General features: G+C 70.1%; 18 protein-coding genes and 1 tRNA gene. 7 read left to right on the forward strand and 12 right to left on the reverse strand.

The window, feature by feature from the left end:
- Window positions 1-122 precede the first annotated feature (122 nt).
- Window positions 123-710, forward strand: a complete 588-nt coding sequence (locus SGCZBJ_RS23005) for a TetR/AcrR family transcriptional regulator (RefSeq protein ID WP_101720270.1) — start codon at window positions 123-125, stop codon at window positions 708-710.
- A 27-nt stretch (window positions 711-737) separates the two neighbouring features.
- Entirely contained in the window at window positions 738-1,748 is a 1,011-nt protein-coding gene (locus SGCZBJ_RS23010) for an NAD-dependent epimerase/dehydratase family protein (RefSeq protein WP_101720255.1), read from the forward strand.
- A gap of 123 nt (window positions 1,749-1,871) precedes the next feature.
- Here the strand turns inward: SGCZBJ_RS23010 and SGCZBJ_RS23015 are convergent, their stop codons facing one another.
- From SGCZBJ_RS23015 to SGCZBJ_RS23060, 10 genes are all read right to left on the reverse strand, one after another.
- The gene (locus SGCZBJ_RS23015) at window positions 1,872-3,230 is read right to left on the reverse strand and encodes a DUF1501 domain-containing protein (protein WP_101720256.1); all 1,359 of its coding nucleotides are present in this window, start codon (window positions 3,228-3,230) and stop codon (window positions 1,872-1,874) included.
- A 3-nt stretch (window positions 3,231-3,233) separates the two neighbouring features.
- Window positions 3,234-4,946, reverse strand: a complete 1,713-nt coding sequence (locus SGCZBJ_RS23020; protein WP_101720257.1) for a DUF1800 domain-containing protein — start codon at window positions 4,944-4,946, stop codon at window positions 3,234-3,236.
- Between the two features lie 74 nt (window positions 4,947-5,020).
- Window positions 5,021-6,001 carry a P-type DNA transfer ATPase VirB11 gene (virB11, locus tag SGCZBJ_RS23025; protein WP_101720258.1) on the reverse strand — a complete coding sequence of 327 codons (981 nt, stop codon included), beginning with the start codon at window positions 5,999-6,001 and terminating at the stop codon, window positions 5,021-5,023.
- Window positions 5,998-7,113 carry a TrbI/VirB10 family protein gene (locus SGCZBJ_RS23030; RefSeq protein WP_101720259.1) on the reverse strand — a complete coding sequence of 372 codons (1,116 nt, stop codon included), beginning with the start codon at window positions 7,111-7,113 and terminating at the stop codon, window positions 5,998-6,000. The genes virB11 and SGCZBJ_RS23030 overlap by 4 nt, the downstream gene beginning before the upstream one ends.
- Entirely contained in the window at window positions 7,110-7,877 is a 768-nt protein-coding gene (locus SGCZBJ_RS23035; protein ID WP_165799420.1) for a TrbG/VirB9 family P-type conjugative transfer protein, read from the reverse strand. Before SGCZBJ_RS23035 ends, SGCZBJ_RS23030 begins: the two co-directional genes overlap by 4 nt.
- Before the next feature lie 29 nt (window positions 7,878-7,906).
- Complete coding sequence (locus tag SGCZBJ_RS23040; RefSeq protein WP_101720261.1) at window positions 7,907-9,112, reverse strand: TrbL/VirB6 family protein; 1,206 nt, start codon at window positions 9,110-9,112, stop codon at window positions 7,907-7,909.
- Window positions 9,109-11,466 carry a VirB4 family type IV secretion/conjugal transfer ATPase gene (locus SGCZBJ_RS23045; protein ID WP_240621620.1) on the reverse strand — a complete coding sequence of 786 codons (2,358 nt, stop codon included), beginning with the start codon at window positions 11,464-11,466 and terminating at the stop codon, window positions 9,109-9,111. Before SGCZBJ_RS23045 ends, SGCZBJ_RS23040 begins: the two co-directional genes overlap by 4 nt.
- Entirely contained in the window at window positions 11,463-11,750 is a 288-nt protein-coding gene (locus SGCZBJ_RS23050) for a VirB3 family type IV secretion system protein (protein WP_058350403.1), read from the reverse strand. The genes SGCZBJ_RS23045 and SGCZBJ_RS23050 overlap by 4 nt, the downstream gene beginning before the upstream one ends.
- A gap of 6 nt (window positions 11,751-11,756) precedes the next feature.
- Window positions 11,757-12,074 (reverse strand): TrbC/VirB2 family protein, encoded by a 318-nt coding sequence (locus tag SGCZBJ_RS23055; RefSeq protein ID WP_101720263.1) that lies wholly within the window; start codon window positions 12,072-12,074, stop codon window positions 11,757-11,759.
- On the reverse strand, window positions 12,074-12,724 hold the full coding sequence (locus SGCZBJ_RS23060) for a lytic transglycosylase domain-containing protein (protein ID WP_205685465.1): 651 nt from the start codon (window positions 12,722-12,724) through the stop codon (window positions 12,074-12,076). The genes SGCZBJ_RS23055 and SGCZBJ_RS23060 overlap by 1 nt, the downstream gene beginning before the upstream one ends.
- Before the next feature lie 298 nt (window positions 12,725-13,022).
- Between SGCZBJ_RS23060 and SGCZBJ_RS23065 the strand changes: the two genes are divergently transcribed.
- On the forward strand, window positions 13,023-13,457 hold the full coding sequence (locus tag SGCZBJ_RS23065; protein ID WP_101720264.1) for a VOC family protein: 435 nt from the start codon (window positions 13,023-13,025) through the stop codon (window positions 13,455-13,457).
- Between the two features lie 86 nt (window positions 13,458-13,543).
- On the opposite strand, the gene SGCZBJ_RS23070 is transcribed toward SGCZBJ_RS23065, so the two are convergent.
- Window positions 13,544-13,618, reverse strand: a tRNA-Thr gene (locus tag SGCZBJ_RS23070).
- A gap of 352 nt (window positions 13,619-13,970) precedes the next feature.
- Between SGCZBJ_RS23070 and murA the strand changes: the two genes are divergently transcribed.
- The 4 genes from murA to SGCZBJ_RS23090 all read left to right on the forward strand — a co-directional run bounded on the left by murA (window position 13,971) and on the right by SGCZBJ_RS23090 (window position 18,991).
- Window positions 13,971-15,260, forward strand: a complete 1,290-nt coding sequence (murA, locus tag SGCZBJ_RS23075) for a UDP-N-acetylglucosamine 1-carboxyvinyltransferase (protein WP_101720265.1) — start codon at window positions 13,971-13,973, stop codon at window positions 15,258-15,260.
- A 3-nt stretch (window positions 15,261-15,263) separates the two neighbouring features.
- Window positions 15,264-15,704, forward strand: coding sequence for a DUF2948 family protein (locus SGCZBJ_RS23080; RefSeq protein WP_101720266.1), 441 nt, complete (start codon window positions 15,264-15,266; stop codon window positions 15,702-15,704).
- Window positions 15,705-15,914: 210 nt separating this feature from the next.
- Window positions 15,915-17,030 carry a hypothetical protein gene (locus tag SGCZBJ_RS23085; protein ID WP_101720267.1) on the forward strand — a complete coding sequence of 372 codons (1,116 nt, stop codon included), beginning with the start codon at window positions 15,915-15,917 and terminating at the stop codon, window positions 17,028-17,030.
- 50 nt (window positions 17,031-17,080) lie between these two features.
- Window positions 17,081-18,991, forward strand: coding sequence for a M1 family metallopeptidase (locus SGCZBJ_RS23090; protein ID WP_101720268.1), 1,911 nt, complete (start codon window positions 17,081-17,083; stop codon window positions 18,989-18,991).
- Between the two features lie 75 nt (window positions 18,992-19,066).
- Here the strand turns inward: SGCZBJ_RS23090 and SGCZBJ_RS23095 are convergent.
- Window positions 19,067-19,256: cation:dicarboxylate symporter family transporter (locus SGCZBJ_RS23095; protein ID WP_133149153.1), on the reverse strand; the 190-nt coding region annotated here is incomplete at its 5' end.

Here is a 19,256-nt window from a genome sequence, read left to right on the forward strand (position 1 = left end):
CTTCGCGTAATGGCGCGCCCCGGGGTCGAAAGGCTCCGGGGCGTCGTCGTTTGAGGGGCGTGGTTGACCTGACGGTCTGGACTCATTTATATCCGACTGGTCGGTTATAAATGGAGTTGGCCATGGGCCGTAAGCGCATCGTCAATCGTGACGCGGTGCTCGACGCCGCCGAGGCGGTGGTCGCCCGCGACGGAGCCGCGCGCCTGACGCTGGACGCGGTGGCCGAGCAGGCCGGCATAGGCAAGGCCACGGTGCTGTACGATTTCAAGACCAAGGCGGCGCTGATCGACGCCGTGGTCGAGCGGGCGGTGGCGCGCGACAACGCCTTCAACACCGCCATGACGGAGAGCCTCGATGGGCAGGGCGACGCGGTGATCCGCGGCCGGATTCTGGCGGCGGCGACGCCGCTGCCCGACGACTTCCGCGCGGTGGCCCTGAACCTGTGCGCGGCCCTGGCCCAGGACGCGAGCCTGCGCGGCCGCATCCAGGAGAACCAGAAGGCGGTGATCGGCGCCCTGACCGCCGATGCGGCCAGCCCGCGCGGGGCGCTGCTGGCCTATCTGGCGCTGGAGGGACTGAAGCTGCTCGAGGCGCTGGACTACCACGCCTGGCCGGTCGAGGAGCGCACGCGGATCCTGCGCGAGATCAACTGGCTGGTGACCGCAAAGCCCGACGGCGAAGCGCCTCTGCCGTCGCCGAAGACGACCTGAAGACCCCCCACCCAAGGACTTGAGACCATGAGCTTCAACGAACCCGCCGCCGGCGGGCGCGCGCCCTCGCGCCTGTTCCTCACCGGGGGCAGCGGCTATGTCGGCCGCAACCTGATCCGCCGCCTCGTCGCCGACGGCGTGCAGGTTGTGGCGCTGGCGCGCAGCGCGGCCGCCGTCGAGACCGTCCGCGACCTGGGCGCGCAGCCCTTCGAGGGCGACCTCTTCGATCCGCGCCTGGCGCAGGCCATGGCCGGCTGCGACGCCCTGGTCCACGCCGCCGCCGCCGCCGACACCGACCACGGCGCCGGCGTCGAGGCGAGGCTTGAGCGGATCAATGTCGAGGGAACCCGCGCGGTGCTGGCCGCCGCCAAGGTTGCGGGCGTGTCGCGCTCGGTGCTGATCAGCACCGAGTCGGTGCTGCTGGACGGCGCGCCGCTGGTCGGAGCGACAGAGGACCATGCCTATCCCGCCCGCCCGGCCGGGGCCTATTCGAAGAGCAAGGCGCAGGCCGAGCGCCTGGCGCTGGCGATGAGCGCGCCGGGGTTCGAGGTCATGGCCGTGCGGCCGCGCTTCGTCTGGGGGCGCGACGACACCACGGCCTTGCCGCAACTGGCCGAGGCGGTGCGCTCGGGCGCCTTCGCCTGGATCGACGGCGGCCGCTATCGCACCTCGACCACCCATGTGGCCAACCTGTGCGAGGGCGTGGTCCTGGCGCTGAGGAACGGCGCCGGCGGGCAGGCCTATTTCATCACCGACGGCGAGCCGGCGGAGTTCCGCGCCTTCGCCACGCGGCTCCTGGCCACGCAGGGGCTGACGGCGCCGGACAAGACCGTCCCGCGCGACCTTTTGAAGACCATCGCCACGATCGGCGACGCCCTGGCGGCGATCAGCGGCGGCCGGATCAAGGGGCCGCTGAGCCGGCAGGTCTATGCCACTTCCGCCGTCGAGGTGACCGTCAGCATCGCCAAGGCCCGCGCGGCGCTGGGCTATGCGCCGGTGGTGTCGCGCGAGCATGGGCTGGCGGAACTGGCGGGGTAAGACCCCCTCAGTCGCTCCGCGACAGCTCCCCCAGAGGGGGAGCATCTTCTTTGCACGGCGCTTTACAGATCCTCCCCCTCTGGGGGAGGTGGCCCGGAGGGCCGGAGGGGGTCTTTTCCCTTCCTACCCGAATAGCGGCACGGGCCCGCGCCCGCCGCCGTTCCACGTTGCCCAGTTGGGGAAGACGTACGGCATGTCGGCGGGCGAGACGCCGTACCACTGGGCGATGGCGCCGACATATTCCTCGACGGCGATGCTGGGGATCCAGCGGCCGTCGTTGTAGGCGTCCTCGGCCCCGCCGTAGGTGGTGTCGGGATAGCGGCCGTGGACCTTGCCCTTGGCCAGGCCCGCGCCCAGCACCAGGTGGTTGGAGCCCCAGGCGTGGTCGGTGCCGGCGTTGGCGTTGGGTTTGTAGACCCGGCCGAAGTCCGACATCGTGAAGGCGGTGACGTTGTTGGCCACGCCTAGCGCCTTCATGGCGTTGTAGAAGGCCGCCAGGGCCATGGCGAGGTCGGCGTACAGGCTGTTGTGCGAGGCGACCTGGCCGTTGTGGGTGTCATAGCCGCCCTGGCTGACGAAGAAGGTCTGCTTGGCGTGGCCCAGGGTGTTGCGGGCCTCGATCATCCGCGCCGCCCGCAACAGCTGGCGCGAGATCTCGCTGGTCAGGGTCGCGCCCGTGGTCGGGTTCTTGAAATGCTGGTCCACCACCGAGGTCGTCGAGGTGACGATGGCGTTGGCCGTCGCCGCCTGGGCATAGGCCGACGACATGCCGCGGCCGGTGAAGTCGGTCACCGCCCCGAACGCCGAGGCGTCCGAGAAGGTGTTCAGCGCCTGCTGGCGGGCGATCGTCGCCGCGTCGGTGCTGGCGGCGTTGTAGCCGGCGCGCGAAATGCCGCCGCTGGAGGGCAGGATCAGCGGCGACTTGCGGCTGCCCAGCAGGGCCAGCTGCGAGCCGGCGATCGAGACCAGCGGGGGGATCTCGGCCGCTTCGGCGCGGTCGAGGATGCGGCCCATGAACCCGTCGAGGTTCTTCTCGCGCATGCGCATGCCCTGCCACTCGTTCTGCTGGTCCTCGTGGGACATCAGGTTGAGCGGACGCAGGTCGGGGCGGCTCTGGTAGATGGTCTTGGTCAGCGGCTGGAACAGCGTGCCGGTGTTGAGCACGACGCTGAGCGCGCCCTCGTCCCAGGCGCTCTTCAGCGACGCCATGGCCGGGTGCAGGCCGAACGCCGTGCCGGTCAGCGGCGTCAGGGCGTCCTGCCTGACGGCGATGGCCGAACGCTTGGCGGCGTAGTCGGCGTAACGCTCGTCGGTGGGCACGACCATGTTCCAGGCATCGTTGCCGCCGAACAGGAAGACCCCGACCATCGCGCGATAGCTGGAGGTGTCGGCGACGGCGGCCGAAACCCCGATCTGGGCGAGGGCGGCGGTGGCGGAGGCGCCGGCGAGCAGCCGGCCGAAATCACGGCGGGAAAGGGTCATGGCTCAGCGATCGACCTGGAAGTGGGGCGAGGAGGCGACGATGTAGAGGGCGACCTGCGCCCGCTTGCGCGCCTGGATGGCGGGGTCGGTGTTCTTGACGGCGGCCATGGCCGACGACAGCGCGCCGCGCTGGGCCGAGGTCATGGTCCCGTTGAGGAAGACGAGGTCGATGCGCTCGAGCATCTTGGCCTCGTCGGCGGCCAGGGCTTCCCACTGGGCCCAGGGCAGTTCGACCGGAACCGAGCCGGCGATGGTCGGCTGCGACTTGAACTCGGTGCGGGTGGCCTCGCCGCCCATGGTCCAGTCCCAGGCCAGGTTGTGGCGGGCGACCATGGTCGAGGTGGTCATCAGCTTGCTGGCCGGGCTCATTTCGCCCGAACCCAGCGGCAGCGGGAAGTCGTAAGGATAGAAGTTGAACACCGACGGGGCGCGGAAGGGCATCTGCCCCAGGCCGTTGTCGCGGTAATAGAAGGCGTAGCCGTCCGACTTCAGGCCCATGCCGCGCGCCAGGCCCGTCAGGAACAGCACCGGCTCCTTGACCTTGCCGGGCGTGGCGGCCGAGCCGCGCGCCTCGCTGTCGGTGAGGATCGCCTTGATCACCGCCTTCATGTCGCCGCGCACGCCCGCGCCGTTGTCGGCGAACACGGCCGCGACCCGGCCCACATAGGCCGGCGAGGGATTGGCCAGGGTCAGCTGCTGGATCAGCCGCTTGGAGATGAAGGGCGGGGTGTTGGGGTGGTTGAAGACGGTGTCGACCACCGTGTCGACGTTCTGCTGCTGGGTGGCGCCGGCCGGGATGGTCACGTTCAGGAAGGTCTTGGCCCCCGTGTCGAACCGGGCGGCGTTGACGATCATCGGCTTGGTGTAGTCGACCTTGACGTAGTCGCTGATCGCCGCGCCATCGAGGCGGGCGTAGGTCCACCCCGTCAGCGCCCGGGCCACTTCCTTGACCTCGGCGTTGGAATAGGTGGCGATCACCGCCCCGTCGGCGCCGGTCTTGGGCGTGCCGTCCATGTTCAGCATCACCGTGCCGACCGAGAACAGCTGCATCAGTTCGCGGGCGTAGTTCTCGTTGGGGGCCGACTTGTTGCTGTCGACCATGTCGAGGAAGTTGCCCATGAACGGGTTCAGGGTCACCTCGCGCAGGATGTCCTTGTAGTTGCCGAAGGCGTTGCCCAGCAGGACCTGGTTGAAGGTCGCCAGGCCCGCGGTGGTGTGCACCTCGAGGTCCGAGGCCACCACGATCTGCGACAGGGCGAAGGCCGTGCGCTGGCGCAGCTGGTCGTCCTTGCCCATGGCGTTGTAATAGAACCGCATGGCCATCGGCAGGGCGCCGAAGTTGTCGCGGTTGCAGTTGCTCAGATCCGTGCCGGTCAGGTTCTGGGCCGTGCAGAAGTTGGTCGGCACGGGCTTGCCGGCGATGTCGGCATAGGTGCTGGAGCTCAGCGCCAGCTGCTGGTCGATCCAGGCCGACGCGCTCTTGGCGGCGACGATCTGGTCGATCAGTTCGGGCGTCGGGCCAAAGCTCGCCTGCTTGGCCAGGCGCGAGGCCTCGGCCGCCGAGATCACCGTCGGCGGGGGCGGGGTGGTCGGCGTCGTTCCGCCGCCGCTCTGAGGCGCGGTGGATCCCCCGCCGCCGCCTCCACCGCCGCCGCAGGCCGTCAGAAGAAGGGCCAGGCCGATCCCGGTCCCCGAAGCTAGAAGTCTGGCACGCATGAACAATAGGTCCCCGATCACGCCCGCGGTGCGGGCGCGCTGAACGCGAAAAACAAGGTGGGTGAAGGCCGTCGCTAGCGGTCTGTGAACACGATCTCCCGCACGGCGCGGACGCCGTCCTGGCGGTGAAGCTGGATGAAGACGTCGACGACGCGTTCGACATGGTCGACCACGTCCTGGCGTCGCAGGTTGGCGCCGGCCTGCAGGGCCATCAGGGCCAGTTGCTCGACGGCGCCGCGCGGATCGTCGGCGTGGACGGTGGTCATCGAGCCTGGGTGGCCGCTGGAGACGGCCCGCAGGAAGCTGAAGGCTTCGGCCCCGCGCAGCTCGCCCAGTATGATACGGTCGGGCCGCAGGCGCAGGCTGGCCTGCAACAGGTCCTCGGTCCCGACCCGGGCCTCGCCCTGCTCGCCGCGCGCGGCCACCAGGCCGACGGCGTTGGCGTGGACCAGGCGGATCTCGGGGGCGTCCTCGATCAGCACCAGGCGCTGGTCGAGCGGGACCTCCTTCAGGAGGGCGTTGAGGAAGGTGGTCTTGCCGGTCGAGGTGCCGCCGCTGACGACGATGTTCTTGCCCGCCCGCACGGCCGCCGACAGGAAGCCGCGCACCTCGCCGGCGTCGAGCATGGCGCGCAGGGCCGCGTCGGGGCGGATCAGCGGGGCCGTGGCGCGGTCGAAGGTGCCAGCGCGGGCGTAGTCGTCGAGCGACAGGTCCGAGACCACGTGCTTGCGGATGGCCATGACGATCCCGCCGCGCGTGGCGGGCGGGGCGACGACCTGCACGCGGGCGCCGTCCGGCAGCACGGCCGACAGCAGGGGATGCTCGCGGCTGACGCCCTGGTGGGCGATGGCGGCGACCTGGCGGGCCAGGCGCCAGAGGTTGGTCTCGTCGAGTTCGGGCACGGCGACGTGAGCGACCGCGCCGCCCAGCCGCTCGACCCACAGCTCGCCGGGCCGGTTGACGTAGAGGTCGGTCACCGCCGGATCGGCCAGCCACGGCGCCAGCGGCGCCAGGTAGGCCTCCAGATAGACCCCCATCGGGGCGTGACGGGTCATCTGCCGCCCCGCACGCCGGAGAAGTCGAGGTCGCGGGCGACGAAGATCGTCACCGGCGCGCCCTGCGGCGTCCTGATGGTGGGCGAGGTGTTGGTCCCCTTGGCGGCGTTGGCCATGTTGGCGGCCTCCGACATCGAGCCGATGTAGATCTGCGAGTTGGCCCGGCTGTTGCTGACCGCCGCGACGCCGGCGCTGAGAACCGAGGTCAGGATCGAACCGCCGAAGCGGGTGAAGAAGTGGCGGTCGACCTTGCCCTCCAGACCGCCGCGGCCCAGCGGGTCGGCGGCCGGCGAGCCGATCTGCACCGACACGCCGTCGGGCCTGATCACGCGTGTCCAGATCACGAAGACGCGGCTGGCGCCCAGGGCCAGGCCCGACTTGTACTGGCCGATGACCCGGCTGCCGCGCGGGATCAGCACGGTGGAGCCGTCGAAGCTTTTCACGTCGCGGGTGACCATGGCGCGGGCCAGGCCCGGCAGGTCGGAATTGATCGCCGTCTCCATCACCGCCGGGATCACCGCGCCCTGCGGGATGACGGCGTCGAGGTCGCGCATGGCCGTGGCCTTGGCGGGCGCGGCGTCGTCCAGGCCGACGCGGTCGGAGACACGGTCGTCGGGGTTGAGGGCGACGGGGCGTGCGCCTTCGCCGCCTGCCCCCGGGGCGCCGTTGCGGTCGCTGAGGTCGACCACGAGAGTCGGCGCGCGGCGACGCCCGGAGTCGTCAGGCACGGAGATGAGCGGGGCCTGCGGCGGGACCTGGCTCGGCTCCGGCAGCGGCGCCCGATCCAGGTCGGGGGCGCTGTTGTCGACCGTGAACTGCGGCGCCGGCACGGTGTAGAGGGGGCCCTGCACCTGGGCGACCTTGGCCACAGGCGGCGGAGGGCCCGGGGGCGCCGGCGGGGCGGAAGGGATCGCGGCCGCCTGCGGGCGAGCGTCGGCGCGATGGGTCGACAGCCAGCCGAACACGACCAGGCCGAAGACGCCGAAAGCGACCATGATGGCGAGGTTGGAGACGCCGCCGGCCTTGCCCACCGAGGGGCGGGCCTGGGCGTCGGCCGCGGCCAGGTCGTCCTGGACCTGGGGCGTCAGGCGCGGATCGATATCCTGGGTCATCCGGCCTTCTCCGGGGCTTGGGTCTTGCGCCAGACGCGGTTGACGATTGTGGCCCGGGCCTTGTCGCTGCGCAGTACGAAGCGGGGGGCCACCTGGTCGACGACCAGGTAGCCGTCCTTGACCACGGCGTTGGCCAGGCCTTCGGAGCCGTCGGCGCCGATGACGAAGATGGCCGGCAGTTCGGTTCGTCCGGTCCAGGCGAAATAGGTGGCGCGGCCGTCGTCGAAGACGTCCGAAGGCGTCACCGCCCGCGATCCCCTGACCGAATAGGCGGTGTTGCGCGGGGGAGGGGGCGTCGCCGGTCCGGCGGTCGGGGCGGGGACCGCGACAGGCGCGGGCGGGTAGCGGAAGCGGATCACGTAGGAGGCGTCGGCGGCGCCGCCGCTCGACACCGACAATTCCAGGACATAGCGACGTCGGTCGGTGACGACGGTCATGTTGGTGGCCGGGGCACGGTCCATCGGCTTCAGGAACAGCAGGTTGGCGCGCTTGTTCGGCGTCACCTGCCACCCGACGGAGTCGCCGATCGAGACGTTCTCGATCCGCTCGTCGGGGGCGAACTCCAGCATGGTCTGGAAGCCCATGACGCCCGCGAGGCGGTAAACCTGATCGGGGTCGTAGGGCAGGGTGCGGATGCGCGGGTCGGGCGCGGACACGGGTGCGCCGGCGGCCTGGGCCGAAGGAGCCTGGGCCAGGGTTGTCTGGGCCAGGGCCGGCGTGGCCAGCAGGCAGGTGAGCGACAGGGCCAGAAGCGGGCGCTTCACGGGCGAAACTCCGGAACGGATAGGCGTGGTCACTGGTCTCTCCGGGCTCCGGAGGCGGCGATGCGGGGCGAGGCCGGGCGGCGATAGCTGGCGCCCAGGGGGACGGCGGCCGCCGTGGCGGTGGTCGGGCCGGAGGCCGGCGCGGTTTCCGTGCGGTCGGACACCACCGTCAGGCGGCGCGGGCCGATGGGCGAGGATGCGGCGGCGGCCTGGGCCGCCTGCTCTTCCCGTCGGGACAGGTTTATGGCGGCGGCGGCCACGTGGGCGGCGCGCGAGGGCGGCTCCAGCGGCGCGGCGGGCGATTGGCCAGGCTCGGAAACGGGCGGGGCCTCCCGGTCGAGCGACCGTTCGCGGGGCAGGCGCAGGCCGGCGGCGATCACGCACACCGAGATGGCGGCGGCGACCAGCACGGCGGTGAACACGAGGCTCAGCACCAGCACGGTGATCGCCGGGCCCATGTCGAGTTCGGCGAACTGCTGGGCGTCCTTCATGGCCGCCAGGGCCTTCAGGGAGGGGGCCATCATGGCCAGTTCCAGCGACAGGGCGAGGGTGGCGATCATCGGCAGGACGGAGAGGGCGATCATCGCCTTCAACCAGCCCTCGACAAGGCCGCGCGTGGTTTCGAACAGCAGAAGGCCCGCGACGATGGGGGCGAGGGCCAGCAGCACCGACAGCACCACCTTGCAGGCCAGGACGACGCCCAGGCTGGTCAGCAGCATGACGAGCCCGCCGACATTGGCGGCGAAGGCCGCGAAGCCGGGACCGCCCTGAAGGGCTGCGTCCTGGGAGCCGGCTCGCGTTGCGAAGTGCTGCGCGGCGTCTTGCAGCGTATCGAAGGCTGCTTGCAGGCGCACGAAGGGATCGAGCTTGCCGGGGCCGCCGTCCAACTGGGCCAGCAGCAGGCTTCCGACCGCGGTCGGGGCCTTGAACAGCAGGTCGTAGGCCAGGGTCTCCAGCAGCGCCCAGTTGGTGGCCAGCGCCACGACAAGCGCCAGTTTCACCGCCGCGATGGTGGCGTCGCCGATGCGCAGGGTTCCACGGCCCAGCACCAGCCGGTAGCCCATGAAGCCCACATAGAGGGTCATCAGCACGGTCAGCAGGGTGGAGACCGGCGAGCCGGGCGCCGACAGGGCCGCATAGCCGGCCTGGGCCAGGCCATGCACCTGGCAGTCGACCGAGCCGATCAGGCCCTGGACCAGCGGGGCGTCGGCGGTCGGGCAGGAGACGGGGCTCATGCGGCCTCCTTGAGGAGCTTGGCCATCCAGGCCTCCGGGGCGTCGCCAAGGTGTTCGCGCAGGGCGTCGAGCCGGCGCACCGTGCTCTCGCGGCCCGACAGCACCGTCAGCAGCTCGGGCGAGCCGGCCAGGTTCAGGCGGGCCACCACGCTGTCGCTGCCGTGCTTGATCAGGAAGCAGCGGGCGGTGTCGGGCAGGCTGCGGACCAATTCGAACTCGTGCTCGGTCAGGCCAAAGCCCCCGCAGTAGTCCTTCGCCTGGGCCTTGGGGTTGGCCATGAAGATCTGGGTGGCGGCCTGTTCGACGATGGCGCTGGCGATGCGGCTTTCCAGGGCGTCCTGGGCCGACTGGGTGGCGAAGCCGACTAGGCCGTTGCGCTTGCGCAGGGTCTTTTCCCAGTCCTTGATCCGGGCGACGAAGACATCGTCGTCCAGCGCCTTCCAGCCCTCGTCGACGACGATCAGGGTCGGGTGGCCGTCCAGGCGCTGCTCCACGCGGTGGAACAGGTACATCATGGCAGGCGTGCGCAGGGCCGGGTCGTCCAGCAGCTGGGTCATGTCGAAGCCGAGGGTGGCGGCCGAGAGATCCAGGCCGTCTTCGGCGTTGTCGAACAGCCAGGCGTGCTCGCCGCTTCCGTGCCACGGCGCCACCCGCGCGAAGAGGTCGGCGGCGTCGGGGCGGCGGGCGCCCTTGAACAGCTCGGCGAAAAACCGCAGGCGGCGCAGGCGCGGCGCCTGGTCGTAGTTGGCGTCGACGGCGTCCTTGATGCGGGCAAGGTCGTCGGGCGTCAGGGTCTCGCCGGGCTGGGAGACCAGCCGCGCGACCCAGTCGGCGACGAAGCGGCGATTGGCCGGCGCGTCTTGCAGGGCCAGCGGGTTGAAGCCCGTGGCCCGGCCCGGGCGCAGCACCTCGTAGCGGCCGCCGATGGCGCGCAGAAAAATCTCGGCCCCGCGGTCCTTGTCGAAGAAGACTGTGCGCGGCCTGTATTTCTGGGCCTGGGCCAGCAGGAAGTTCAGCACCACGGTCTTGCCCGAGCCCGACGGCCCGATGATCGTGAAGTTGCCGAGATCCCCCTTGTGGAAGTTGAAGTGGTAGGGGCCGGCCGAGGTGGTCTCCAGCAGCGTCACCGCCGGGCCCCAGTGGTTGCCCTGGGCCTTGCCGACCGGGAAGTTGTGGCCGCTGGCGAAGCCCGCGAAGTTGGCCGTCGAGATCAGCGCCCGGCGGGCGATGTCCTTGAAGCAGCCGGGAAACTGGGCCCAGAAGGCCGGCTCCAGATTGATGTCCTCGCGCACGGCGATCGCGCCCATCTCGGTGAAGGCGCTCATCACCTCGGCGGTCGACTGGTCGAGACCCTCGATGCTCTGCCCGCGCACCAGCACTGACAGGTGATGCTCGCCGAAGGCGGCGCGGCCGCTGACCACGTCGTCCTTGGCGCGGATCAGATCAGCCTTGACGCTGATGGCCTCGTCGTCGGCCGCGCGCATGCGGCGCAAAGCCAGGTTCATGCGGTCCAGCGTCGGCTGGCGGTCGACGAAGCCGAAGCTCTGGGTGACCACCATCTCGCACGGCAGGCGCAGCAGGTCGTCAAGCATCCCCGGCGTGGTCTGGGCGGGATAGTCCTTGACCGACACGATCGAGGAAAAGCTCCGCGCCAGGGCGCCGGCGCGCGACAGCTCAAGGGTTTCGTGTCCGAAGCTGACCCGCCGATAGGGCAGGTACTCGCCGGCGTCGCCCTCCGGCGCCAGCACCGGGCGCATTTCGCCGTTATAGAGGCAGGACAGGAATTCCAGCGGCTCCGAGCAGGTCCCGCTGGCGCCCACGTACTGGGAAAGCGCCCGCGCGCCGTAGGGGGCCAGGGCCGAGATCAGGCTGTCGCGGGCGGCGTCGAGTTCGCGGTGGTCCTGGGCCTTCTTGCCGGCGCCTTGCGTCGAGCCCTTGGCCAGGCGCAGGGCCTTGTCGATCAGTCCGCCCTGGCCTTGCAGCGGCCTGCGCACGATCGTCAGGAAGAGGTCGTTGACGTAGAGCCTGCGGCCCGCGAGCCGGGCGCTCCACTCGGCGTCGAGGCGGGTGCTGAACCCGTCGGCGAAATCGCCCTCCGTGCCGACCTTCGCCTCGCGGCGGATGATGTGGTGGTAGACGGCGAAGCGCGAGGAGGCCAGGCCGCGAAGCATCACGTCGCGCACGGCCTTGCGGTAGTTCAGGGTCTCGCTGTCGGCGGTCTCGAACGGCAGGCCGGCCAGGTGGATGACCTGCATCAGCAGGCCGTCGCGCGTCTCGATCGTGCGCTCGTCCAGCAGGCGGGCGTAGGGCAGGCGCTTGCCGGCCGAGGCTTCCTTGCCGATTTTCGGCTTCACGGTTGGTAGCTGTTGCATCGCCAGGCCCGGAAATTGGGTACGCGGGGGCAGCGGCTGACCTTGGTCAGCCACAGGTCGAAGATGCGGGGTTCGCGCAGGCACGCCGCATAGCCGATCGCATGGATCACGAGCGCCGCCAGCAGCGCCCAGAACGACTTGGTGATCAGGAACAGCTCGGTCGTGACCACGCCGTTGACGACGAAGTAGCTGTAGGTCACGCCGGCGAACATCTGGGGCCGGGTCAGGGCCCCGAACACCACGTCGCGATCGAGGGGAGCGGCCATCGGGCTCTACGCGCCCGCCGCCGTGCGGATGCCGCTGACGATCGTCGTCGCGCCGAACAGGATGAAGCAGCCCAGGATGACCGTCGCGCCGTAGCGCCAGTTCATCCGGCCGGTCAGCATCATGAAACCGACGGCGGCCACGGCCATCACCGCCACGGCGGTGGCGACATTGCCCAGCAACGTGCCTTGCAGCCACATCACGCCGGACAGCACGGCCGACGAGCCTTGCGGGTCGGCCTGCGCGACCTGGGCGTGGGCCTGGCCGGCGGCGGCGAGGAGGGCGGTCGCCAGCGCGGCGGCGCGGGCGTTCAGAAACTTGCGCATCAGTTGGAGACTCCAAGGGCGGGAACGGCGAAGGCGGCGCCTGACACGGCCATGCGGCCGAGGATCGAGGTGACGTAGGCTTGGGTTTCGGCGTAGGGCGGCATGCCGCCGTGCTTGAGGACGGCCCCGGGGCCGGCGTTGTAGGCGGCCAGCGCCAGCTTCACGTCGCCGCCGAAGCGGGTGAGCATCTGGCGCAGGTACATCGCACCGCCGCGGACGTTCTGGGCCATGTCCGACGGATCGACGCCGAGGTCGCGGGCGGTCGCCGGCATCAGTTGCATGACGCCCATGGCGCCCTTGCGCGAGCGGGCGGTCGGCTTGAAGCGGCTTTCGCGCCAGGCGACGGCCTCGACCAGCTTGGGATCCAAGGAATAGGCGGCGGCGGCCACGGCGATCTCGCGGCGCACGTCCTCGTGGCCCTCTTCGATGAGCGTCGCGGTCAGAGCGGTCGGCGGAGGCGCCGGCGGCAAGATGGCCTCCACGCTCGTACCGGTGTGCACGGCGGGGCCGTCGAAGCGCGTGACCTCGCCCTCGTCGCCGATTTCCAGAACCTGGGCGGCGGCCAGGCCGGGCGTGGCGAGGGCGGAGAGCAGGCAGCAGGTCGCTATGGCCGCCAAGCCCATGGCCTGGCGTGCGAAGTCGAACGTCATCGACGCTCCCCCGATCAGCTGTGGTTAATCGATATGCTTAATCGATGTGTATAGGGCGCGACTGACTCGCGTAATGCGTCAGGACAGCGCATCGGTAGCCCGTTATCTGCGTCGGAAAGTCTACATTCGACGCGGCGCAAGCTTCAGCTTGGTGAAGTATAGGGTGTTTGTGACTTGAGCTTCAGGGGCGACGTTCGCTGTGCGAGCGGACCCCATGCGCGAGTGGCGCGCCGTGCTTGGCTGGCGACAATGCACGCCTTGCATGGCGGGGCTCATGCGACCAGCGGGGCGAGCGACGATGAGCGGCTTTCGGTACGGCTTCCATCACGGCGGAATCAGCGTCCCCGATCTCGACGCGGCGGTGGAGTGGTACGGGAGCGTGCTCGGCTTTTCGCTGGAGCGCCGCTTCGAGATCCCGACCATCCCGGCGCAGGTGGCGATGATCGCCAACGGCGACCTGCGGATCGAGCTGTTCGAGGTTCCCGGGGCCGCGCCGCTGCCGGACGAGCGCCGGATCCCCGACCGCGACGTCCACACCCACGGCGTCAAGCACGTGGCCTTCGTCGCGCCTGACGTGCCGGCATTGGTCGAGGAACTGAAGGGGAGGGGCGCCGACATCGTCTGGCTGAAGGTGATGCCGCACGGCACGGCCTGCTTCATCCGCGACCTGGCCGGAAACCTGATCGAGTTCGTGCAGGGACCGGTCCCGGCCGGCGGGGCGGGGAGCCTTTAAGGACGCATCTCGCGTCGCCCTAAGCGTTTGGATCTCGCCGCATTTTTGGGGTGTGGTGGGGACCCAGACTTCCATCTGGGTCCCCGTGGTGCCGCCGGGCAGGATTGAACTGCCGACCTCAGCCTTACCAAGGATGCGCTCTACCACTGAGCTACGGCGGCGGCGAGGAGGGGCGTATAGCCAACGATTTCCGGGATTGCAAAGCCCAAATCGTATAGACCGAGGTCCGCACGCAATTCACCTGTGGACACATGAGCCGCTCACCGACGTCAAACCCAAGCCAGGACAAGGAAAAAGCCGATCGCGAGGCGCGGCTGGCCCAGGCCCTGCGAACCAACCTTCGCCGTCGCAAGGCGCCCGCCAGCGCTTCGGCCAAGCCTGAATCACCCCCGCCGGGCGACGAATAGGGGAATCGGCGCGGCCTCTTGCATGACCTCTTGCAAGCGTTAGAACCGCGACCTCACATGTGACCCGCGCGAAGGACGTCTTTTTCGCGCGTTCGAGGGATTTTCATTGGATCGCATCGCCATCACCGGCGGCGCGCAGCTGAACGGGGTCATCCCCGTCAGCGGCGCCAAGAACTCGGCCATCAAGCTGATGGCCGCCAGCCTGCTCACCGACGAGCCGCTGCGCCTGACCAACATGCCGCGCCTTGCCGACACGCGATTCCTCGGCAAGCTGCTGACGCGCCTGGGCGTCAGCGTCACCGAAAGCGACGGTCCGGACGGCCAGCAGACCATCCTGCACGCGCCGGAAATCACCAGCGGCTTTGCGCCCTATGACCTGGTGCGGCAGATGCGCGCCTCGTTCAACGTGCTGGGCCCGCTGGTCGCCCGCTCGGGCCAGGCAAAGGTCAGCTTGCCCGGCGGCTGCACCATCGGCGCGCGTCCGGTGGACCTGCACCTGCAGGCGCTGGAAGCCCTGGGCGCCAAGATCGACCTGCACGAAGGTTACGTCTACGCCCAGGCCCCGCGCGGCCTGAAGGGCGCCGAGATCGTCTTCCCGATCGTCTCGGTCGGCGCCACCGAGCACGCCATGCTGGCCGCCGTGCTGGCCGACGGCGTGACGGTGATCAGGAACGCCGCCTGCGAGCCGGAACTGGTCGACCTGCAGGAATGCCTGAACGCCATGGGCGCCAAGGTCGAGGGCGCGGGCACCCCCACCGTCACCATCACCGGCGTCGCCCGCCTGAAGGGCGCGACGCACTCGGTGATCCCCGACCGCATCGAGATGGGCACCTACGCCGTCGCCGCGGCCATGGCCGGCGGTGAAGTGCGCTTGACCAAGGCTCGTCCGGAGCTGATCGAGAGCCTGTCGGTCAAGCTCGAAGAGGCCGGCGCCACGGTGGTCCGCACCGAGGACGGCGTCATCGTCAAGCGCAACGGCTCGCGCCTCAACGCCGTCGATCTCGAGACCGCGCCGTTCCCCGGCTTCGCCACCGACCTGCAGGCCCAGTTCATGGCCCTGATGACGACGGCGAACGGCGAGAGCCGCATCCGCGAGACCATCTTCGAGAACCGCTTCATGCACGCCCCCGAGCTGATGCGCCTGGGCGCCGACATCTCGGTGCATGGCGGCGAGGCCCGCGTGCGCGGCGTCGAGCAGCTGGAAGGCGCCGAGGTGATGGCCACCGATCTTCGCGCGTCCGTCAGCCTGGTGATCGCCGGCCTGGTGGCGCGCGGCGAGACCGTCGTGTCGCGCATCTATCACCTGGATCGCGGCTTCGAACGCCTGGAAGAGAAGCTGGGCGCCTGCGGGGCCCAGGTGCGTCGCATCAAGGGCGACGGCGAGCCGGAGCTGTAGACCATGACCGCCGCTCCCCTTCGCCTGCTGGCCCAGGAGCCCGCCGACCTCGAGGTGGTCTCGGCCGCCTTGCAGGACGCCGTGGCCAAGATCGGCGACATCCGCTGGGACGCCGGGGCCCGCACCCTGACGCTCGCCTGCAACCGCTTCCGCTGGGAAGCGGGCGCCAAGCGGGGCAAGGGCGGCGAGCGCGTGCGCTCGGCCCTGCAACTGGGCGACGTCACCGGCGTCCAGGCCCGCAACCTGCGCCGCGACGCCAAGCAGGCGGTGGTCGAGCTTCTGTCGGTGGCGTTCGAGCCGGGGGAGGAGGCCCCGGGCGGCACGATCCTGCTGACCTTCGCCGGCGGCGGCGACCTGAAGGTGGCCGTCGACTGCATCGAGGTTGTGCTGGCCGACGTGTCCGATCCCTGGGCCACTTCGCGCAAGCCGGGCCACGCGGACTGAGGGGCCAAACCTCGCCCTTCGACAAGCTCAGGGTGAGGTTCTACTTCGGCGGCCTGTGAAATGGTCCTCACCCTGAGCTTGTCGAAGGGCGAGGACCACGCGCCGAAGAAGGGTCGGCTCGTTAACCAACCAACCTTCTGATTTCCAAACATTTCAAATCGCATCGAGCCTGATACAACTCGCCGAAGTTGAATCGAGGTCGAGTGCGTGATGACCAGGATCGGGTCGCAGGGCTACGCCGCCGCCTATGCCTATGCGGGCGCGACGAACAGCCAGACGGGAACCGCCGCCCAGCAGCAGGCCAAGGCCGCCGAGGCGGCCAGGACGGGCGCTTCCAGCGTCAGCGTCACCCTGTCGGCGGAGGCACAGGCGGCGCTGGCGGGCAAGGCCGACGGCCGTGACCTGGGCGCCGTGGTGTCCGACGCCCGCAAGAGCCTCGACGCCCTGCTCTCGGCCGCCAAGGCGACCAGCGCCCTGAAGGACGGCAAGGCGACGATCGACGTTTCGGGCCTGGATCGCCGGGCCCTCTACGCCATCGCTTCGAACCAGGGGGGGAGCTTCCCGATCGAGGAGCAGGTGGTCGCCAGCCTGCAATTGCAGTCGGGGCAGAACGCCGCCCTGGCCGGACCCGCCGCCGACGCGCGTGTGACCGGCGACTATGCCGGCCTCTACAAGGCCGCCCTGACCCGCCACGAGGGCGCGGGGGCCGAGGAGAAGGCCACGCTGAAGTGGCAGAACGAGAAGGCCGCCCTGGTCGAGGGCCTGCGCCAGTCCACCGCCAAGCCGGGGACCGCGCCGACGGGCATCGCCGACGATCCGGTCGCCGCCTACGTCAAGCAGAACGGCGGCGTCGTTTCCAACCCCCGCTCGCGCGATATCGACGACGTGGTCGCCGACGTCCGCGTGGCGCTGGACCGGCAGTATTCGCTGGCGACCGGCGAAGGGATGGCTGTCGGCCCAGACGCCGGCAAGATCGACTTCGCGCGCTTCGACGACCGCTCGCTGTCGGCCATCGCGCTGAACAAGGGAGGCCAGTTCTCCGAGCACGAGGCCAAGGAAGCCGCCGGCGAGATCCGCAGCCGCAACCGCGAGGGCGTGTCGTCCTACTGGAAGTCGGCCCAGCAGTCGGGCGACGGCTCGGCCTTCGGGCGGACGCTGGTCTCGCAGTACGTCTCGATGAGCAGCGAGGAGCGCGAGGCGGTCGGCTGGACCCCGGCGCTGTACGAGAAGATGGTCGCGACGCAGAACCTGTCGGCGAAACTTTCGTCGATGTTCGGCCCCGACGGGTCGATCAAGACCGGCATGAGCCTGCTCGACTATCTGTAGCCGTCCGTATCTGGAATAAGGGGGCAAAGTTCCGCTTCCACGGATTGCCCATGTCCCTGACCTCGAACACCCCGCGCGCCGTCCTGATGGCCGCGCTGCTTGGCGCCGCCGCCGTTCCCGCCCTTGCCCAGGCCGCGCCGGCCAAGCCGATGGCCGCGCCGCTGTCGACCGCCTCGGACGCGACGGACATCCACTCCTACGCCAAGCCGAAGATCGCCCGCGTCACCCATGTCGACCTCGACCTGACCGCCGACTTCACGGGCAGGAAGATGGTCGGCACGGCCGCCCTCGACCTCAAGCTCGCGCCGGGCGCCAAGGAGGTCGTGCTCGACAGCAAGGGCCTGGTCGTCAAGTCGATCACCAACGCCAAGGGCCAGCCGCTGGAATGGACCCTGGGGGCTGCCGACCCGCACCTGGGCGCGCCGCTGACCGTGACCCTGAACGGCGCCAAGCGCATCGTCATCGCCTATGAAAGCGCCCCTGACGGCGCGGCCCTGCAATGGCTGTCGCCCTCGCAGACGGCGGGCAAGGCCAAGCCCTACCTGTTCAGCCAGGGCGAGGCGATCCTCAACCGCACCTGGATCCCTACCCAGGACAGCCCGGGCGTTCGCCAGACCTGGACCGCCCGCATCGTCGCGCCCGAGGGCCTGAAGGCGGTGATGAGCGCCGAACAGCTGACCCCGGACGGCGAGCCCGTCGCCGGCGGCCGCGCCTACCGCTTCAGGATGGACAAGCCGGTCGCGCCCTACCTGATCGCCATCGCCATCGGCGACCTGACGTTCCAGCCGCTGGGCCAGCGCACCGGCGTCTACACCGAGCCGTCGGTGATGAAGGCCACCGCCTGGGAACTGGCCGACGTCGAGAAGATGGTCGAGGCCGCCGAGAAGCTCTACGGCCCCTATCGCTGGGGCCGCTACGACCTCCTGGTGCTGCCGCCGTCGTTCCCGTTCGGCGGCATGGAGAACCCGCGCCTGACCTTCGCCACGCCCACCATCATCGCCGGCGACCGCTCGCTGGTCAGCCTGGTGGCGCACGAGCTGGCGCACTCGTGGTCGGGCAACCTCGTCACCAACGCCACCTGGGCCGACTTCTGGCTCAACGAGGGCTTCACGGTCTATTTCGAGAACCGGATCATGGAGTCCCTGTACGGCAAGGACACGGCCGCCATGCTGGCCGACCTCGGCTGGACCGACCTGCACCGGGCGATCGACGAGGCCGGCGGCCCGACCGGCCCCGACACCCGCCTGCACATCGACCTGACCGGCCGCGATCCCGACGACGGCATGACCGACATCCCCTACGAGAAGGGCGCGGCCTTCCTGCGCACCATCGAGAAGGAGGTCGGCCGCGAGCGCTGGGACGCCTATCTGCGCGGCTATTTCGATCGCCACGCCTTCCAGCCGCAGACCGCCGAGGGCTTCATCGCCGACCTGCGCACGCACCTGTTCAAGGGCGACAAGGCGCTGGAGCGGAAGATCGACGTCCAGGGCTGGGTCTACCAGCCGGGCCTGCCCGAGAACGCCGTCCACGTGCAGTCCAAGGCCTTCGAGGCCGTCGACGCCCAGGCCAAGGCCTTCGCGGCCGGCGGCGCCGCGCCGCTCGACGCCTGGAAGGCCTGGAGCACGGCCGAGCGCGTGCGCTTCGTCGGCAGCCTGCCGCGGCAGCTGTCGGCCGAGCGCCTGGCCGCCGCCGATACGGCCTTCGGCCTGTCGGCCCAGGGCAACAGCGAGATCCGCTTCGCCTGGCTGCAACTGGCCGTGGCCAACCGCTACGAGCCGGCCGTGCCGTCGCTGGAGCAGTTCCTGACCGGCCAGGGCCGCCGCAAGTTCGTCGCGCCTCTGTTCGTGTCGCTGTGGGGCCAGGGCGACTGGGGCCAGTCGATCGCCAGGCGCATCTACGCGCAGAGCCGGCCGCTCTATCACGCGGTGACGCGGGAGACGGTCGACAAGACGGTAAAGTAGGGGGCTTCGCGAGCGCTCAAGAGAAAAGGGCGGGACCGCGAGGTCCCGCCCTTCCTGTTCCGATGGCGAAGAGGATCAGGCCGAAGCCTTGGCCAGTTCGGGATCCACCTCGTCCAGCTCGCCCTCCCACTTGGCGACGACGGCGGCGGCCACCGAGTTGCCGACGACGTTGGTGGCCGAGCGGCCCATGTCGAGCAGGTGGTCGACGCCGAGGACCAGGGCGATCCAGGCCTCGGGCAGGCCGAAATAGGTCAGGGTGGCCATG

Source organism: Caulobacter zeae (genome assembly GCF_002858925.1).
Lineage (GTDB): Bacteria > Pseudomonadota > Alphaproteobacteria > Caulobacterales > Caulobacteraceae > Caulobacter > Caulobacter zeae.

Excerpts from the sequence above, each read along its gene's own strand:
- SGCZBJ_RS23005 (WP_101720270.1), top strand. The coding sequence starts at position 123 with ATGGGCCGTAAGCGCATCGTCAATCGTGACGCGGTGCTCGACGCCGCC.
- SGCZBJ_RS23010 (WP_101720255.1), top strand. The coding sequence starts at position 738 with ATGAGCTTCAACGAACCCGCCGCCGGCGGGCGCGCGCCCTCGCGCCTG.
- SGCZBJ_RS23015 (WP_101720256.1), bottom strand. The coding sequence starts at position 3,230 with ATGACCCTTTCCCGCCGTGATTTCGGCCGGCTGCTCGCCGGCGCCTCC.
- SGCZBJ_RS23020 (WP_101720257.1), bottom strand. The coding sequence starts at position 4,946 with ATGCGTGCCAGACTTCTAGCTTCGGGGACCGGGATCGGCCTGGCCCTT.
- virB11 (WP_101720258.1), bottom strand. The coding sequence starts at position 6,001 with ATGACCCGTCACGCCCCGATGGGGGTCTATCTGGAGGCCTACCTGGCG.
- SGCZBJ_RS23030 (WP_101720259.1), bottom strand. The coding sequence starts at position 7,113 with ATGACCCAGGATATCGATCCGCGCCTGACGCCCCAGGTCCAGGACGAC.
- SGCZBJ_RS23040 (WP_101720261.1), bottom strand. The coding sequence starts at position 9,112 with ATGAGCCCCGTCTCCTGCCCGACCGCCGACGCCCCGCTGGTCCAGGGC.
- SGCZBJ_RS23050 (WP_058350403.1), bottom strand. The coding sequence starts at position 11,750 with ATGGCCGCTCCCCTCGATCGCGACGTGGTGTTCGGGGCCCTGACCCGG.
- SGCZBJ_RS23055 (WP_101720263.1), bottom strand. The coding sequence starts at position 12,074 with ATGCGCAAGTTTCTGAACGCCCGCGCCGCCGCGCTGGCGACCGCCCTC.
- SGCZBJ_RS23060 (WP_205685465.1), bottom strand. The coding sequence starts at position 12,724 with ATGACGTTCGACTTCGCACGCCAGGCCATGGGCTTGGCGGCCATAGCG.
- SGCZBJ_RS23065 (WP_101720264.1), top strand. The coding sequence starts at position 13,023 with ATGAGCGGCTTTCGGTACGGCTTCCATCACGGCGGAATCAGCGTCCCC.
- SGCZBJ_RS23080 (WP_101720266.1), top strand. The coding sequence starts at position 15,264 with ATGACCGCCGCTCCCCTTCGCCTGCTGGCCCAGGAGCCCGCCGACCTC.
- SGCZBJ_RS23085 (WP_101720267.1), top strand. The coding sequence starts at position 15,915 with ATGACCAGGATCGGGTCGCAGGGCTACGCCGCCGCCTATGCCTATGCG.
- SGCZBJ_RS23090 (WP_101720268.1), top strand. The coding sequence starts at position 17,081 with ATGTCCCTGACCTCGAACACCCCGCGCGCCGTCCTGATGGCCGCGCTG.